Below are 16,443 nucleotides of genomic sequence, written 5' to 3' on the forward strand. Positions count from 1 at the left end.
CTAAACCGCCTCCCCCACCTTGAAGGTGGACACAGAAGTCTGCAACTGACGGGCAACCGCCACCGTAGCCTGGAGAGAGTTGGCCACCTGCTGCGAGGCTGCCGCCGTCTGGGCGGCAATGTTGGCGATTTGCTGCATCAACTGGCGCACCGTTTGAGATGCATCTGCCTGGGCATCGGTGGAGCGGGCAATGGCCTGAAAGAGCTGGTTCACCTGCCGCGAGACTTCCACAATTTGTCCCAAGCTCTGCTTGGCTGCTTCCACCAAGCGGGTTCCCTCCACCACCTGGCCGGTGCTGGTTTCCATCGCCTGTACCACCTCGCCGGTTTCCCGTTGGATCCCTTCCACAATGCGCTCGATCTCGCGGGTGGCTTCTGCCGACTGGGCCGCCAGTGCCCCGACTTCCTCGGCGACCACCGCAAAACCTCGCCCTTCTTCGCCGGCACGGGCTGCCTCGATACTGGCGTTCACCGCCAAGAGGTTGGTTTTCAGCGCAATCTGGTTGATCAAGGACACCACCTTGGAAATCTGCTGGGAAGATTCCCCCAGCCGCTTCACCTTCTTGGCCGTTTCGGCCACCGTTTCCCGCAGTTGCAGGATGTTTTGCACTGTGCGATCCATAGTCAAGCTGCTGTTGATGGCCGTGGCGGCGGCAGATTCGGCAACGGTGGCGGCCTGTTGGGCTTTATCGGCTACCTCCTCGATTGAGAGCGTCATTTGCTCGACAGAGCGCAAGGTCTCTTCGATTTGGGTGGCCTGTCGGAGAGCGGCTTCGGCCAACTCGCGAATGGCTGCCTCGTCACGACCAATGGATTGGTTGACTTGACCGGCGGCCTGCTGCACTTGAATCACGATGTCGCGCAAGCTCTCGATAATGACGTTGAAAAAGTCCGCCATGATGCCAACTTGTCCGGCTGTTAGCTGCGCCCGCACCGTGAGATCCCCCCGCGAGGCTTCTGTGACCTCGCTGATAAGCTGCAGCAGCTCTCTTTGCAGCGCTTCCGACCGCTCCCGTTCCTGGGCGGCCACGGCTTTTTGCTCCAGCGCCCCCAGGTTACCCAAAGCTTGACCCAGGCGGTTGGCCAGCTCTGCCAAGGTTTTCTGTTCTTCGTCAGACCAGCTCTGGCTTTGGGCGCGGCCTATTGCCAAAAAACCGTAAAGCTCATCGCCACGCACCACCGGCGCTATCATCTCGGCTTTCAGTTGGGCTGTGGCCAGCCTCTGCAGGTAGTCGGCGCCCAGATCTGGCCTAGGCACCGGGCCAAAAGCGTAAACTTGCCCGCCGTGGAGAGCCTGCTGGATCGGAGCCGGGATCCTGCGGAGGAGGGTGCCCAAGGTGTCGGGCAGGCGGCTGTCGTGAGATTCAGCGATAACCTGCGCCTCTTCGGGAGCGGTCAAGCGATAGAAGGCCACTCGTTCGGCACCGAAGCGCTGGCGCATCTCGCCCAACAAGTCAGTTAGGGGATCGATCAGCTCTTGCTCTTGGCGAATCCGGGCAATATCGGCAAACCGCTGGGCCAGTCGGGTGTCGGAAACTTGTCGCTCGTAGGTGGCGTTGCGTTCCCGCACAAAGTTGCGCACCAGGATCAAAATGATCCCCCAGCTCAGCAGCAGAATCGGGAAGCTGATGCCGGAAAAGATCAAAGCCTGCAGCAGATTTTGCTCGTAAAGCTGGACGCTGGCCTGAATGTTGCTGCGAATGGCCTCCAGGGTTTGGTTGATCCCTTCGGCGTAGATGCGCTTTTGCTCTTCGTACTCAGGGCTGTGCAGCAAGTTGAAAGCCCGTTCCTGCTCGCCGGCCCGAATCAGATCAAAAGCCTGCACTTCCCACTCCACCAGCTTGATGTTGGCTGCTGTGGTTTTGGCTGCATAGGCTTCGTAAGAGGCGGGATCCAATTGCTGAATCTCCGCCAGCACCTCATCCAACTGAGGGACATGGATGTTGTAGCGCTCTTCCCAGGACAGATCCCCGCTGGCAGCGGCCATGCGGGCAGACATGGTCAAGACTTCATCCAAATAGATCACCTGATCGCTCAGGTTTTGCAGGGTGAACTGCCGCGAGATCGCCGGCTCGAACTCGAAATAGGTGCGGGCTACGCTGCCGGCAGAGACGGCAAACAGCAGGGAGCTGATGCCCAGAGGAAAACTGATTGCCAGGGCCAGGCGGGATCCCGCGACTTTGCGTTGGGGCCGGGAAGATGGAGCAGGCCTGAGAAAGAGGGGACGGAAGGAAACCATAGAATTTTGCCTTTAAGTGAGGGTAAGTCGGGGAAAAGGTCGCCAAGATCAAGGGTTTGCCGAGGAATCAACTGAGTTGAGCTTTTGGACAATGGCAAGAGGGTCGAGCACCCAGAGAGGCTCATCCCCTTCCAACACCAGCCCTTTGCAAGAGTCGTAGAAGTTCTCCAGTCGAAAGTTGTTTTGTGCTGCCTGGGCTTTTGTTAAGGGTTGGATCTCCTCGGCGGGCACTCGAGCTACTCCTTTCACGTGTTGGGTTGCCAGGCCCAAGCCTGTTCGCACTGGCGATGCAGAGCCCCCAAATTCTGGGCGCATCACCACCAAGTGGTGTTCGGGCTGCCCAAAGTCCAAGGGCTCTAGGCCGAGAAATTGCGGCAGATCCAGTCCCCAGAGAATGCGATTGCGATAGTTGAACAAGCCCAGCACCCATGCGGGCTGGTTGGGGAGAAGGGTAAAGTGGTGCGGGCCAACAATTAGAGCTTCCTGGGCAAATGCCATGGGCAAAAGGGCCCGACAGTCTACCCCCAACTGTAGATGTAAGTACAGCTCGCCGGTACGGGTAGAAGTAGGGCTGTGTGGGGAGAAAGCTACCGCCATTGCCGTTCTCGCTCTGCCAATTCTAAGACATCTCCTGAGAACAATTCGTGATAATCACAGGGATCCTAACTGGAGGCGCAGCTCAGCAAGGACAGGAGTGGCAAAAATCATGAGCTCGGGCTGAGCACTACTGATTTCACGGCCCGCAAAATGTCTTCGCGGGTAAAAGGCTTGGTCAGATAAAGATCGATCCCTTGCTTCATGCCCCAGAGTTTGTCCAGCTCTTGATTTTTAGAAGTACAGGCCACAACGGGCAACTTTTGGGTTTCCGGGTTTTTCTTGATTTGGCGGCACAATTCCAGCCCGCTCATGCCTTCCATGACCAAGTCCGTCAGCACCACATCGGGTTTGTCGTTGCGGATCTGCTGCAATGCCTCTTGGGCGTTGGCCACCGCTACCACCTGATAGCCTTCTGAGCGGAGGTAATCGCTGATGAGCTGTCGCTCCGAGGCCACATCTTCCACCACAAGAACTTTCACCATGATCGACATCTCCTTATCTCTTTTTCGACGAACCTTTAGAGGGATCCCTAGCTGAGATAGCGAAACACCATCTGCAGCAATTCTTCCTGCCGAAAGGGCTTGGTCAGGTAATCGGTGGCACCGGCCAGGCGCGCCTTCACCCGATCGATCAGACCTTTGTGGCCTGTGACCATCACCACCGGCACATCCTTTAACACGGAGGATTTGCGGATGAGGCTGCACAATTGGTAGCCATCCACGTTGGGCATACCCACGTCCAGCAGGATCAAATCTGGCTTGAGGGTGGTCAGCTTCATCAGGGCTTTCAAAGAGTCGCTGATGGTGTGAATGACCAGGTTGTGCCCTTCCAACAACCGCTGCAACTCGCTGAGCATGGCTTCGCTGTCGTCAATACAGGCCACAATCCAGGTTTTCGAGGCTTGGGGAGATGGGCCTAGATCTGCAAGCCCGTTGGCCAGGTGAAGAGGGACGGTAGGAGTTTCTGAGGGCTGTGATTCTGTCTCAAGCTTGGCCGAGTAGGTTTTGGGCAGCCGATCAAAGGGGGGCTGGGGATCCCGCAGGACAAGGATACCGGCTTTGACCAGAGGATGTAGGCGGCGAGCGATCTGGAGGTCGTCTTGATCGAGAAGGGCGCTCAACTGGCGGAAGCTAAACCCCTTCAGTAACCGGCCTAGCCGTTCCTGTTGCTCGGCGGGAAGGCGTTCTGCCTGGGCCCGGCTGGCAAAGTAGGGCCGTTGGTAGGGGGAGGTGATCTCAGGCCCCAAAGATTGCCATGCCCGTAGCCGCTTCTGGATCAGGTCGAGCAGGGATCCCCCATCCCACTGGCCCAGGGTGGGCACGTTGTCCAGTGGGATGATCTCCTGCTGAAAGCCCCCTGGAACCAGCAACAGATTTTGCAGCACCTCCTCGCCGATCCAAGCATTCAACCTGCGCGCAGCTTCCCAAGGCAGCAGTTGCTCCGTTACCATCCAACTCAGCCCCAGAAGGTCTGCAGGTAGAGGCCCAGTCTCCTGAGCCAATAGCGCCTCCACCTGCCGATGGATGCGTAGGCAATTTTGGCGAGTCAGAGAAAAGACTTGATGGCTGAGCCGACGCAGGTGGCGATCCAAGCGCTCCAAGGGCTCCAAGCTGTGGTGAGCAAACCCCAGGCGACCTTGGTGAAACACCAATGACCAAGTGCCCAGCCCCTCCCCTTTGTCCAAGGCACTGAAATACCGAACAACTCCTGTGAAGCTGACCTCTGCGTTCAGCAGATGGGCCGAGACTTCTGTACAGACGGGGGGACGGTTCATGGGTCGAGAGGACGTGCTCGGACAATTTCCTGCGCTGAGGTTGATGACACGACTGAAGTCTTAGCTACCCCACAAGCCGGTGAAAAAATGCTTTCCAGAATACAGTTCAAGCCCAGCCCTGACCCAGACGAGATCTTTAGATGAGCCAAGCCCAACAAGACGGCCAAGGCTGCACGAACTCAAAGGCAGTTTCAGCGTTCAATCCGTATTCAGAAAAACTCTCCTCCTGGGGAGATCGATGACTATTGCTCATCAGCCAATCTCTAAAGGTGAAGGCTAGCTCTCAGATTGTCTGCTGGCTTTCTTACTCGGGAACTTCCCACGGAAAGCCTGCAAGACAAGATAAAGGTAACCCCGATAAACCTCTTCCGTAAAAATACGGAACTTAGGTCTTCTCCAATTTCCAAAGCTGCTCCAGGTGGGCTTGGCAGCGGCGCAGCAGTTGCCGACTTTCTTCAAAGCTGATCTGCTCCAAGGCTTCGGGGTAGGAGCACCAGCGGTAGGCGGCCACCTCCTCCGGTTGCACCTGCAGGGCCGGAGGAGGAAATTGGGGCGGCAACAAGGCCACGTAGTAGGTAACGGTTTTGGCCACTCGGTTCCCCTCGGGATCCGTAAAGGTGTAGGCTTCCTGCAGCGTCAAAGGGTCAGACTGGCCGGGCAGGGTCAGAAGCTGGTAGTCGGTCAAGCCGGTTTCCTCTCGCAATTCTCGCTGCGCCGCCTCCAGGTCGCTTTCGGAGCTATCCTTGTGCCCTTTTGGGAAAGCCCAATGCCCCTTCTGGTGCTGGATGAGCAGATACAAATGCGAAGAGCCGGGTCCGGGAGCTTCCTGGGCGGGTGGGTGGGGCAGGATGGGGATCACCCCATAGGCAGCATCTATCAGCATTGGGGAGCTAATCTCCAAAGAGTTTGATGGCTGGCGGCTTAGGAGCGAAGACCTCGTTGGGATCCACCTGCGGGCGCTCTACCCCCTGCAGGGGCGAGAGGGGGCGACCGGTGTCGAATTGGAAGAGATAGATGGGCAACTGGCCATTCCCCAGAGGCAAAAGAGCTAAAGTATCGATTTGGGTCAGGGCGTTGCGGCTGGTGGGTCGGGTTAGGTTGAAAGCAACGATTCGGTCTTCCAAGGAATTGTCCGGGCTGGAGCGCCGGCCCAGGCCAATGCTGAACTGCTGGTTGCCCTGCTCATCCACTCCCAAGGCCCGCACATCTCCCAACTCCGCTTGAGGAGCGCTCCCCGGCAGGCCGGCTACCACCGGCGGCGCATCCACCGGCGGCTGCGAAGGCAAAAAGCGCAACTGCGTCCCTTCTGGCAAAATGCGGTAGTCCTGGTAGTCATGCTGGATGGACAGGGATCCCCTGAACACGCGGCGGTTCAGGCCCTCCAGGGTCCAAAAGCCATAGCCCAAATTGATGCGGGTGCTCTCCGGCAGCCAGTAGCGCTCCCCTCCCTCGGGAGCTGGCACCGCCGTAAACCCCATCAGGACATAGGCCTGCCCCCACACCCCCGACAAAAACAGCAACACCTGCCGCGGCAGCCCCGACTGCGGATCCAGCCACAGCTCCCGCAACTGGCCTTCCTGAATGGGCTCTAGGCGCAAGTGCTGGACAGGGGATCCAGCCAAATCCACCCGTTCTGAGGAGAGGACGCGGTAGCGGCTGGGATCCGCCTTCAAGTAAAAGCTCACCGAGGGCAAGAGGGCTTCCGGTCGGCTCACATACACCGAATACAGCTGCAGCAGATCCGACTGGTTCACCACTTCCAATTGGCGCGAATCCAAGAGGCGGATGCGATCCCCTTCGGCTACCCAAGCCTGCCAACTGCCGTCGCGGCGGTAGAGCACATCCAACGTGGCTGTGAAGGTTTGGGATCCCTCTACCCGCACCTGTTGGCGATATTGCAAGTTGGGCAAAGGGGGCAATTGCTCTAGAGCGGCGTTGTAGCGCTCCAGCCAAGCTTGGGGATCCTGCTTAGGGCTGGCAAGAGAAGAGGGAGCCGATTGGGCCACGGCTGGATCCCCTGACGGCAGACCGACCAGTCCCGTTGCCAGGAACACCACCCCGCCGAGATAGCCCCAGCCTCGAAGGGATCCCTGCCACTTCCTGAATTGGGACTGTTCAGGGAACATCAGCTCACCTCGCAACCCTGCTCTTGTTGCCCTTCTTGTCGCTGCTTGTGCCCGGATCAGAGTGCTTCCCACACCTGAGAGAAAGCGTTCGGAAGGGATCCCTACTCTCTGCCCGCCGATTGAGTACGCCTATTCAATGGAAATGGATTGGGGGCCGTCGGAGCGACCGGAAGGCGGGGGCTCCTCCACCCTCAGCCCCTGGGACTCCAGCCAACTGCGCAGCGGATCTTGCTTCACATCCAAACGCAGCAGGCCGCTGAGAAAACCGCCACAGAACGGAACAGGATTGCTCAGAAAGGTCTTCCAGACCTCATTCATCTCCATAGCTGCAACACCAACCACCCCCCCAATCCTAGCAAGGCCGGCAGGTGGGGATCCCCTCCCTTGGCTAGACGGCAATCAACTTCTCTCGGTTTATGTTCTGCAGCACACTAAAAATGCTGTTGCCAATGCGCTGGAACTCTTTACTGCTTTTGTCGGCAAAGTGCAATACCCAAGGAAGCCTACAGGCTTGAAAACCACTGGCGGGATGAAGCTGGGAGAGATGGTAAGTTTGTATAGCCAGAACTTCCAAAGGAGTGTTGCCGTGTTCATGGACAACTCGCAGCGGTCTTGCGCTGCCAATTGGCACCGAGGACTTCTTAATGGGCTGGCTTGTTACGAGCATAAATGACCTTCGTTCATGGTCAAAAATGACAGTGCCCATTGCAGCATCTTTATATCTGCCTTCTTCTTGAATCCCCATTCTTCCCGCGCCACTTTTGCGCACCCCAACAATATCCACAGCAATCTTTTCTTTTCTTAGTTCCTCAATTGTTTTATCAAATTCGCCTCTTTGAACTAAGCCATCCCTCATCAAAAGAATCTTTCTAGGGTATCGATGAAATTTGTTGTAGAATCTATTGACGAGCTTGGACACGGTTTGATAAATTGCCTCGCCGGAAAAAGTTTCTCCTCTTTGTATATCGGGCAACTCCCAGCCTAAGCTTTGACCATTGGCCAGTACCGCGAAGGCAGAGGTTCCGTAGTAAAGCTCTCGATTCGTCCCCACATCAAAACCAATGGTAAGCTCGGAGCACTCAGGATGATCGAGGGGTTCAAGCAACACGGGTTGCCACGCAGCTTTACACAGAAGTCCTAGTACGACATTTAGAGCTTTGTAGGGGTCAGCTCCAGGAATCATAAACTGAGTTGCTATTCCTGCTCGAAGTGCTTGCAAGCGGATCTTTTGCTTGTGCTCATTAGGCGACAAGGGCATGACAACCAGAACGGTTTTGATCCCTTTGTCGGCCCAGCTTTGCCAAAACCTCTGTTGAGCAAGGTCGCCTTCAGGCAAATCTTGACGGGTTGCGTAAAAGTCTATTTCAACTCTTGCTCCGCTCTTTTTAGCTACTTCAAGTAGGCACTTGCGAACCTCAGTAGGATACTCACGTTTATTATCGTCAAGATTTAGAAGTCCAAACTTTGTCTCGCCAACTCTTGCACATCCTTGGTACCTAACTCTCGCGGGGTTTTGGACTTGTCTATGACCAAACCCCAATAGCCTTGGACTTGGCATAATGTATCCTTCTGCTTTTAGGGGATCAGCCTGAAAGTCAGAAATATTGTAGACATTTTCTATAATAGTTTTTGCGGTCTCTTTAGACTCTTTCAATCTCTCTTCTAAACTTTTTCTGATGTGCTCGCTAACCAAGGAGCTAACTTTTTTGCCAGTCCATCTTTGATCTTCTATACTTGCTAGCATCTCCAAAGTTAAAACAGGCGACAGTCTCCGCGATAGATGAAGGATAGGCTCTGCCTTTTGTCTGAAATTGCGTTCTCTGGAGACCACTTGAACCACCAGAGAGCCATCAACTTCTTCTGGAGTTGCTCCGTACTTCTGTACATGATAATCCGCTAAGCTAGTGTTTAGCTCCGCTAACCATACTTCCCTTGGCGACTGATTGGAAATAATGCCTCGATACTCCCAAGTTGGGTATTTATTATTTTTTGTCCTGTATGTGTTTCGTACAATTTCAATTGAGAAATCTGGGTAATTTTCCAGCCACTCATGCAGCGTCCATGGGCTGTAGAAATGGTATCGGATGTCGATCTCTAGATAGAGCTTCTTATCTTGTCTAATAACAACGTCTAGCTCTCTTCCTCTGTGAACCTCCCACCCATCTCCGCAAAGTGGTTTTACTCCTTCAATCCGTTCTACTCCTTCCAGACCCGTAACCCACCAGATCAATCCTCCTCCTGTTGATCGCTCAATCTCTGTTCTTTTGTACTTAGATCTTAGACTCCAATCTAGTTTCTTGCGCTCGAAAGTTTCTAGAGCCTGTCTCTCTGTAGGGTCTGTACAATCTAGAGCCTTAGAACCAAGCTCTTCCAACTCCCATTCCTCTGTTTTGAGTTTACTGGCCGGAACTTTTTCTCGGGTTATGATGCGATTTCCCAGACGAACAGCCATTACACCTAGCTGATTACAAATCTTGGAGAGAGCCCTCTGCTCCTCTCCTAGATCTGGAAGAGGGTTTGGCCTGCAACTATACTCATAGAAGGTGAGCTCTTCTTGAGTTAGCTCCTTGACGAAGAAGCGATTAAGAGTAACCTCAACTTTCTTCTGGAGTAAATTCATTGGCAGACTCTAGTTTCAAGTTTCTCTCTAGGATCTCTAGGATAAGCTCTAATTCTCCTGCTCTTCAGGAGGGATCTCCAAACAACCCTGGCGGAGCCAAATCTCTGCTGATCGCCTCCGCCTGAAACCGACCGCTCATGCCCACCACCTGCCACTCGGCGCTGCGATTTCCCTGGCGGAAGCGCAGCCGTCGGGCTCGCAACGGCGCCACTTCTACAGCTTCTACCAGAAATTGTTGGTATTCGCCCAAATAGTCTCGGTAATCCGGGGGCAAGTCAGCGCTGCTGTTGATTTGAATCCAAAACACCCGTCCTGCTTCGTTGCCATAGGCGCGGATTTGTTCCTGGCCGCGGTATTGCTCCACCCCGCGCAGCCGCTGTCGTCCCACCTGCACAGACTCAGCCCACTCCGGCAAGGGATCCCCCAAGCTGATCGACCAAGCCGGCCCGCTCAGCCCTAGCCAACAGAGCAGCAGTAGCCCCCAAACCCAAGGCCATCTGTGCAGCGTGCTGTTCCCGGTTTTCAAGGCTCGGCCGAACATGGCAAGTTCTTCTCCGCAAGTGATCCCAATGCTTTTGGATGTTGAAAACAACTTCGTCTCAACGTAGGCGAAAGCCGATCCGACCGCCTTCAATATTAAAGGCAACGTCGGCGTTGAAAAACAGTGGCATGCCCAACAGTTGCACTCCTTGGTTGCCGTTAACAAAAATCCGATCCCAGCTGGGCGTAATGGGAAAGCCAACCCGAATGCGGTAGTCAAAAGCCCCCTCCAGCACAGCTCGCCATTCAGCGCCGGGGGGCAAGGTCGAGGTGGAGAAAGGAGCTGCCCCCAACAGCCTGACATTGAGAAAAATGTCGGAAGAACCACTGTCAAAAACGGTGGGGCTGAGGGCATTTTGAATAGAAGTGTTGCTGATGCTGTAGGCCACTTGTAAAGCCTCATCCCGCCAGATGGGGGTGCCGTCGGGAAAGCTTCCCACCTGGGGAAACTGCCGGAAATTGAAGCCGACGGTGTTGGCAGCCGTTAGGCCAACCGTGAACAGGCCCTGGGTGGAGTTGAAGCCCTCCGTTTGAATAATGTACCCAGAGCGGAAATTGCCCGGAAGACGGGTGAGCGGGCTAAACAGCTCCCGGTTGGGGCTGCGCTCATCCAAGGATGTGCCTAGGATCCCAGCAAAAGGCCGTCCTGGCCCAAACAGATTGTCGGAACAGTTGGCCACCAGTGGCTCCACGCAAGTGATTTGGTCGATCAACTGAATTGTTACCGGCTCTCGACTGGGGATCCCGCCTATGCTGAAGGGGGCGCGGGCCAACACGCCGATAAATTGCGTGCCATCTCCAAACGTCACGGTGGAAGGGATCCCCGTCCGCTCCAGGCCAAAGCGACCTGCTGCTGTCGCTATGATGCGCAAACCTGCCGAGCCGGTATCCAGTAACACCTCAGCTCCGCTCCCGGCCACCCCCACTGTCAGGCCCAGGAGCTTGAAGCGGCTGTTGCCCAGGGTACGCACCGGCATGGGAATCGACTCGGTTCCCGGTTGAGGTGGGAGAGGGATCAACGCAGGGGGGGAAGCCACAGATTCCCCCTGGCCAGAACAGCCGGCACCGAGCAGCAGCAAGGTCAAGATCCCAACCAGGGCGATCACCATTCCCCAAGGGCTGTGCCAAGCCCACCCAGACCGTGGCTCATCCTTTGGGCCCGACCTCGCCTGCATTGAACACCCACACTGAATTAAAAGGAGCCTAGCCCGGTTGCAACCGGTAAACAGCACGCTCAAACCTGGGGGATTTGGATCCCGGCCAAGGACAGTGTACACAAAGCTGGCTGAGGGAGAGTGCGCAATAGCGCTGTCAACTGTGGAGTTGTGGGGCTGGATGGGCTGCAGCCTACAGCATTAGCTCCGCCTGCCAATCGACTACCTTTTGGAAGCGAAAAGCGCCCGCCAGGGCCCCCCAAACCTGTCGGTGGGTGATGGGATCCATCCCTCGGTCATGGCTGCAAAACTCGCTCTCGCTCAGGTGCAAGGTGGTCTGCAAATAGGTGGCTTGGCCGTTGCGCACCACGCAACACCGGCACCCCGGCTCCGTCGCGCCGATGAAGAGGGATCCCTGCCTCTTCACATGCACATCACACCCCTCTAGATAGGCTAGGTCGGCAGCCTGCAGTTGACTCAGTTGGTCTGCCCTTTCCCGAGCACAGCCCCGCCACCGCTGCGGCTCCAGAGGGCGGTAGTTGCGAATCACGATCCCAGCGCTTGCCTGAGTCAATTCCACCACCGCCTGCCGATAGGGATCTTCCAAATGGCCACTGTAGGCTTGCTCCACATAAAAGCCGATCCCGCCCAAAACGTGGGCCGGCAAGGGGCGATAGGCCACCCGGATCTGGGCGAAAAACGGTGGATTTTCCCAGGCTTGCTCTTGGTTGCTGAAGTCTCCTGCCAACCAGCGCGCCATCTGCAGCAGCTCCGGGGAAGGAGTGCGATCCGACTCAATAGACATAAGCGGGCATCGAGAATTCTGTAAAGGTATGTACCGAAAATCTCCGGAGAGCAAGGGGAACCTTCTCAGATTTTGCCCCAACCTCAGGCCCGACCGAGGATTGCAGCAAGTGTTAAATTATGTATCCTTTATGAGAATGTTCGCTCCGATACTGAAAATGGATCCCTTGCAAGCTGCAAAGCCGCGATCGGGGCTGACATCTTTGTTCATGTTGTAAAGCTAGGCAAAGAAACATTCTCTTTTGTAAAAAACTACTCCCGCGAAGGACAGGGAGAACAGCCTGGGATCCGAGATGGGAAGCAGGTTGGAAACCGATCTAAGACCTTTTGCGCGAGGTAAAGCCGATTTACATTTTTTGATTTCATCGCTTCTTGCCTTCGCGGTAGAAAAAGACTGGAAACAAGGCGAGCCAGCTTCTCCTCGTCTGCCCAGTTGAGGTTGCCAGCAGCGGCTGAGGCTCCTTAGCCCAAGTCCGATCCCTTGGATGAAGGCCTGGATCTGGGAGCGAGCTTCGCTTGCTCATCTTGGTTCTATCGGCTTCGATCCCGTCGGCGGTTCTGTGAGTTAAACAGCACCTCTCGGCACTGGGGATCCAAGCGGTGTTGCATTCCTGGCCGGCAGGTGCTCTCTGGGCCGTTGCAGGGAATGTGGATTCATAACCTCTTTTACTTTTGCTAGGGAGATTCAAAACCATGAACGATGTATTTGGCAAAGTGGTTGCACAAGCTGACTCCAAAGGCGCTTTTTTGGGAGAGAACGAGTTTGCCGCTCTCCAGCAGGTAATTGCCGAGGGGAACAAGCGTTTGGACGCTGTGAACCGCCTCACCAGCAATGCCTCCAAGATCGTGACCGATGCCATCCGTCAGTTGTTCGCCGAGGAGCCCAATTTGAACGCTCCCGGTGGCCCTGCCTACCCCAGCCGCAATGTGGCTGCCTGTATGCGGGACATGGACATTATTCTCCGCTACATCACCTACGCAGTGGCAGCCGGAGATGCCAGTGTGCTGAACGAGCGCTGCCTGAACGGCCTGCGGGAAACCTATCAAGCCTTGGGCACCCCCGGCAGCTCAGTGGCCAACGGTATCCAAAAGATGAAAAAGGCTGCAGTGGCTGTGGTAAACGACCCCAACGGCATCACCCGGGGTGACTGCAGCGCTCTGATTGCCGAAATCGAATCCTACTTCGATCGCGCTGCTGCTGCTGTGGTTTGATCCCTTGTGGACTGAAGTTTCTGTTGTGTCCGGATCCAGTTGTGAAGACCTCTCTGGGATCTAAGACAACTCGGGTTGGCAGGGGATCCCTGGAAAAGTAACCTGTTTTGCAGCGATTTTGCAGTTGAGACTTTGAATCTTTTGCTTTGTTTTTTGCATTGAGCTTGAGTTAAGTAAAGGAGCGTTTTGAATCATGCAAACCCCAATTGTTGACGCCATCGCCACTGCCGACAGCCAAGGGCGCTACCTGAGCAACAGCGAATTGCAGGCCATCAATGGCCGTTTTCAGCGGGCTGCCGCCAGCATGGAAGCCGCCCGAGTTCTGAGCAGCCGTGCCGACGAGCTGGTGCGCGGTGCCACCGAAGCGGTTTACGCCAAGTTCCCCTACACCACCCAACCCGGTGGGCAGTGCCACACCCAAGCCGGCAAAGACAAGTGCGCCCGCGACGTGCGCCACTACCTGCGCTACATCACCTACTGCTTGGTAGCCGGTGGCACCGGTCCTCTGGACGAGTATCAGTTGGCCGGGATCCGCGAAATCAACGCCGCTTTTGAGCTCTCCCCCAGTTGGTTCATCGAAGCCCTGCGCTACATCAAAGCCAACCACGGCCTGACCGGGCAAGCGGCCACCGAGGCCAACACCTACATCGACTACGCCATCAACGCGCTCAGCTAAGTTCTGGAGCTTGGGATCCCTCTAAAAGGGTGACGCCGGCTAGCCAGTTGGCTCATCCCATAAACCAGGGGGGATGGCGAGGAAAGGTTGTTGAGGGCAACGGTGGTGAGCCTGCTACGTTGCGGAGAGATACGTTTGACCACGTGGGTTTGCGGATCAGTCTCCCCAATAGGAAGGCGCCACTGTTGCTCTTCTGCAGCTTGGGGCTGCCGATTTTTGATTTCTAATTTTAGTTTTCGATTTCTACAGTCGTTTCAGGCTAGGGTGAGACGCCTGGGCTATTGATCGCGCCAGCGGGACGGAGTCCTTGAAAAGCCTTTTGGCCCCCTGCATTATTGCTCCGCAACGCCGACGCGACGACGCAACCAACACTTTAGGTGTGGGTGCAATGTCCTAGCTTGAATCGAAATGACCCTAAACGCAAGCTTGTTCTCAATCTGTGTCCATTCAGTTCAATCGGGGGAATTAGCATGAGTGCAATTACAGCGGCAAGCCGGATGGGGATCCGGGGCATTACGGAGACCACCCCACTGGAGTTGCGCCCCAACGCCAGCCAGGATCAGCTCAATGCGGTGCTGCGGGCCATCTATCGTCAGGTGCTGGGCAACGACCATTTGTTTGGGGCCGATAGGAAGGAGCTAGCCAGCGCGGAATCGCTGCTGCGCCAGGGCAGCCTGACGGTGCGGGAGTTTGTGCGATGGATCGCCAAGTCCGAAGCCTACAAAAAGCGGTTTTTCTACCCCAACTCGCAAACCCGGGCCATCGAGCTCAATTTCAAGCATCTGCTGGGACGCGCTCCCACCAGCCCCAAAGACATCGCCCGCCATTTGGACATCTACCAATCTGGCGGCCACAGCGCGGAGATCGATTCCTACATCGACAGCCCAGAATACCTAGAAGCTTTTGGAGACAACATCGTCCCCTACCCGCGTGGGTTTGAATACCGCAAGGCTCATTCCACCCGCGACTTTACCAATCTCTTCGCTCTCTACGGGGGCTACGCCAACAACGATCGCTCCCAAGGGCCCAGACCCCGTCTGATGATGCCTTTGGCCACCGGGTTTACCCCGGCCATTCGCCGCATTGGGGTGCGGGGCCTGCTGCCGCCCAGCCCCATTTCCAAACACCTGGGGCCGCCAACGGGCCAGTCGGATCGCATGTTCTGTGTGGAAGTGACCCGGCTGCTGAATCCGCCTTCGGCGCTGGCCACTTCCAGCCGAGTGCGCAAATCCAACCAGCAGATCTTCGTCTCTGCCGATCAACTGTCGGCGACAATGCAGCGGTTGCTCAAATCGGGCGCCAAGATCGTCAGTGTCCGCAGCGCTTGATCCCTTCTCGGTGTCTTCTCCGTTGTCGATTCCATGACCACTGCTGTTCCTCTGGATCCCGATCCATCGGTGGATCTCACCCCGGCTGGACAAATCGCCAAGCTGCGCCACGGGGATCCGGGGGAACGCTACTATGCCGCTTGGTGGCTGGGACGCATGCGCATCGTCGAAGGGATCCCGGCCCTGATCGAGGCCCTGGCCGATGAAACGGATCGCACCGCTCAAGGGGGATATCCGCTGCGGCGCAATGCTGCTCGTGCTTTGGGTAAACTGGGATCCCTCGCCGGGATCCCTCCCCTGAAGGCGGCTTTGTCTTGCTCCGATGGCCAAGTGGTGGCAGCCGCTGCCCAGGCACTGGTTGAGATTGCCTTTGCCAACAACCTCCATAGGGATCCCGACGAAGTGGAAAAGCTGGGATCCGCTTTGCTGGAAGGGCTGCGCCGTGTGGAGCGAGGACTGCAAACAGAAGCCCAAGCCGCCCTAGAGGCCATTATCGAGGCTCTTGGACAACTGCAGGTGGCTGCTGCCCTGGAGCCAATCTGTCCCTACCTAGAGCACACTTCCATCCGTTTGCAATGTGCGGCGGCGCGGGCCTGCTATCGTCTCACTGGGGATCCGACTTTTGCTCAGCGCCTGCTGTCGGTGTTGAATCACCACAACATCCATCTGCGGCGGGCTGCCCTTTTGGATTTGGGGGCCAGTGGCTATTTGCCGGCAGCACAAGCCATTGCGGTGGCGGCGGTGGAGGTCAACCTGAAGCTCCTCGCCCTCAAACAGTTGGTGGAGATCAACCTGGAACAACATCAAAGGATCCCCGGCACTGAGCTGCAGCAGGTGCTCCGGCTGATCGACGAGCTGCTGTGAGCGGTGGTGCTTCTGGGCCCTTGCTGTTCACATTAGCGGGACGGAGTCCTTTGCAACTGACCTATCAAGGCATTGCCCATGAGTTTGTGCATCCCTCTGCAGCGATTCAAAGCCGTCAGAATCTGTCCGCTCGGCACCAGGGTTGGGCTCCGTGGCTGTAGCACTGCCTCAGTCTTTTGCCTTCCCGTATCGAGGTGCCGCCCTCAGTTTTGGAGCAAGGGCAACAGCAAGGATCCCTGAGGTGCAAGGGAGCCCGGCAGCGGCTGTCTCCTCTCGGAAGCACTTCATGACCTTGGTCGAGGAAACCCATCGGCGGAACCTGCTGCACCGGCTGCAGGAGCGCATCCGTTCTGCTCAAGCCCGTGGGGATGAGCATCTGTTGCAGCAACTGGAACAGGAACGGCAACTGTTGGCCTGACAAGCTCGCTGCCTGCCCAAGGGATCCAGCTAATGCCCGACAATTGCCCAGAAGGGTTCGATATTCCCGATAATGGGAAGCGGCTCCTGGGA

At 56.4% G+C, this 16,443-nt stretch carries 16 protein-coding genes; 5 read left to right on the forward strand and 11 right to left on the reverse strand.

What is annotated here, in order from left to right; translation table 11 throughout:
* The 11 genes from ACVWZG_RS03080 to ACVWZG_RS03130 form a co-directional block, all read right to left on the reverse strand.
* Positions 1-2,238: a methyl-accepting chemotaxis protein gene (locus ACVWZG_RS03080; protein ID WP_414402785.1), complete on the reverse strand. Its 2,238-nt coding sequence runs from the start codon at positions 2,236-2,238 to the stop codon at positions 1-3.
* A gap of 48 nt (positions 2,239-2,286) precedes the next feature.
* The gene (locus tag ACVWZG_RS03085; protein ID WP_011430974.1) at positions 2,287-2,835 is read right to left on the reverse strand and encodes a chemotaxis protein CheW; all 549 of its coding nucleotides are present in this window, start codon (positions 2,833-2,835) and stop codon (positions 2,287-2,289) included.
* 107 nt (positions 2,836-2,942) lie between these two features.
* A complete protein-coding gene (locus ACVWZG_RS03090) occupies positions 2,943-3,317 on the reverse strand; it encodes a response regulator (protein WP_011434291.1) in 375 nt (124 codons plus the stop codon).
* A gap of 47 nt (positions 3,318-3,364) precedes the next feature.
* Entirely contained in the window at positions 3,365-4,609 is a 1,245-nt protein-coding gene (locus tag ACVWZG_RS03095; protein WP_011434290.1) for a response regulator, read from the reverse strand.
* Between the two features lie 385 nt (positions 4,610-4,994).
* On the reverse strand, positions 4,995-5,492 hold the full coding sequence (locus tag ACVWZG_RS03100; RefSeq protein ID WP_011434289.1) for a bis(5'-nucleosyl)-tetraphosphatase: 498 nt from the start codon (positions 5,490-5,492) through the stop codon (positions 4,995-4,997).
* A gap of 7 nt (positions 5,493-5,499) precedes the next feature.
* Positions 5,500-6,735 (reverse strand): hypothetical protein, encoded by a 1,236-nt coding sequence (locus ACVWZG_RS03105; RefSeq protein ID WP_457405107.1) that lies wholly within the window; start codon positions 6,733-6,735, stop codon positions 5,500-5,502.
* 129 nt (positions 6,736-6,864) lie between these two features.
* Positions 6,865-7,053, reverse strand: a complete 189-nt coding sequence (locus ACVWZG_RS03110; RefSeq protein WP_414374286.1) for a hypothetical protein — start codon at positions 7,051-7,053, stop codon at positions 6,865-6,867.
* A 70-nt stretch (positions 7,054-7,123) separates the two neighbouring features.
* A complete protein-coding gene (locus ACVWZG_RS03115) occupies positions 7,124-9,355 on the reverse strand; it encodes an argonaute PAZ domain-containing protein (RefSeq protein WP_457415190.1) in 2,232 nt (743 codons plus the stop codon).
* 64 nt (positions 9,356-9,419) lie between these two features.
* Complete coding sequence (locus ACVWZG_RS03120) at positions 9,420-9,896, reverse strand: hypothetical protein (protein WP_457415193.1); 477 nt, start codon at positions 9,894-9,896, stop codon at positions 9,420-9,422.
* Positions 9,897-9,954: 58 nt separating this feature from the next.
* The gene (locus tag ACVWZG_RS03125; protein WP_457405103.1) at positions 9,955-10,932 is read right to left on the reverse strand and encodes a hypothetical protein; all 978 of its coding nucleotides are present in this window, start codon (positions 10,930-10,932) and stop codon (positions 9,955-9,957) included.
* A 310-nt stretch (positions 10,933-11,242) separates the two neighbouring features.
* The gene (locus ACVWZG_RS03130; RefSeq protein WP_457405101.1) at positions 11,243-11,854 is read right to left on the reverse strand and encodes a chromophore lyase CpcT/CpeT; all 612 of its coding nucleotides are present in this window, start codon (positions 11,852-11,854) and stop codon (positions 11,243-11,245) included.
* A 692-nt stretch (positions 11,855-12,546) separates the two neighbouring features.
* Between ACVWZG_RS03130 and ACVWZG_RS03135 the strand changes: the two genes are divergently transcribed.
* The 5 genes from ACVWZG_RS03135 to ACVWZG_RS03155 all read left to right on the forward strand — a co-directional run bounded on the left by ACVWZG_RS03135 (position 12,547) and on the right by ACVWZG_RS03155 (position 16,351).
* The gene (locus ACVWZG_RS03135) at positions 12,547-13,065 is read left to right on the forward strand and encodes a globin family protein (protein ID WP_011434282.1); all 519 of its coding nucleotides are present in this window, start codon (positions 12,547-12,549) and stop codon (positions 13,063-13,065) included.
* A 193-nt stretch (positions 13,066-13,258) separates the two neighbouring features.
* The gene (locus ACVWZG_RS03140; RefSeq protein ID WP_011434281.1) at positions 13,259-13,741 is read left to right on the forward strand and encodes a globin family protein; all 483 of its coding nucleotides are present in this window, start codon (positions 13,259-13,261) and stop codon (positions 13,739-13,741) included.
* 470 nt (positions 13,742-14,211) lie between these two features.
* Complete coding sequence (locus tag ACVWZG_RS03145; RefSeq protein ID WP_414332161.1) at positions 14,212-15,069, forward strand: phycobilisome rod-core linker polypeptide; 858 nt, start codon at positions 14,212-14,214, stop codon at positions 15,067-15,069.
* 33 nt (positions 15,070-15,102) lie between these two features.
* The gene (locus ACVWZG_RS03150) at positions 15,103-15,933 is read left to right on the forward strand and encodes a HEAT repeat domain-containing protein (RefSeq protein WP_457405099.1); all 831 of its coding nucleotides are present in this window, start codon (positions 15,103-15,105) and stop codon (positions 15,931-15,933) included.
* Between the two features lie 286 nt (positions 15,934-16,219).
* The gene (locus ACVWZG_RS03155) at positions 16,220-16,351 is read left to right on the forward strand and encodes a hypothetical protein (protein WP_414408485.1); all 132 of its coding nucleotides are present in this window, start codon (positions 16,220-16,222) and stop codon (positions 16,349-16,351) included.
* The last annotated feature ends 92 nt before the right edge of the window (positions 16,352-16,443 follow it).

The organism is Thermostichus sp. OS-CIW-33 (assembly GCF_054059615.1).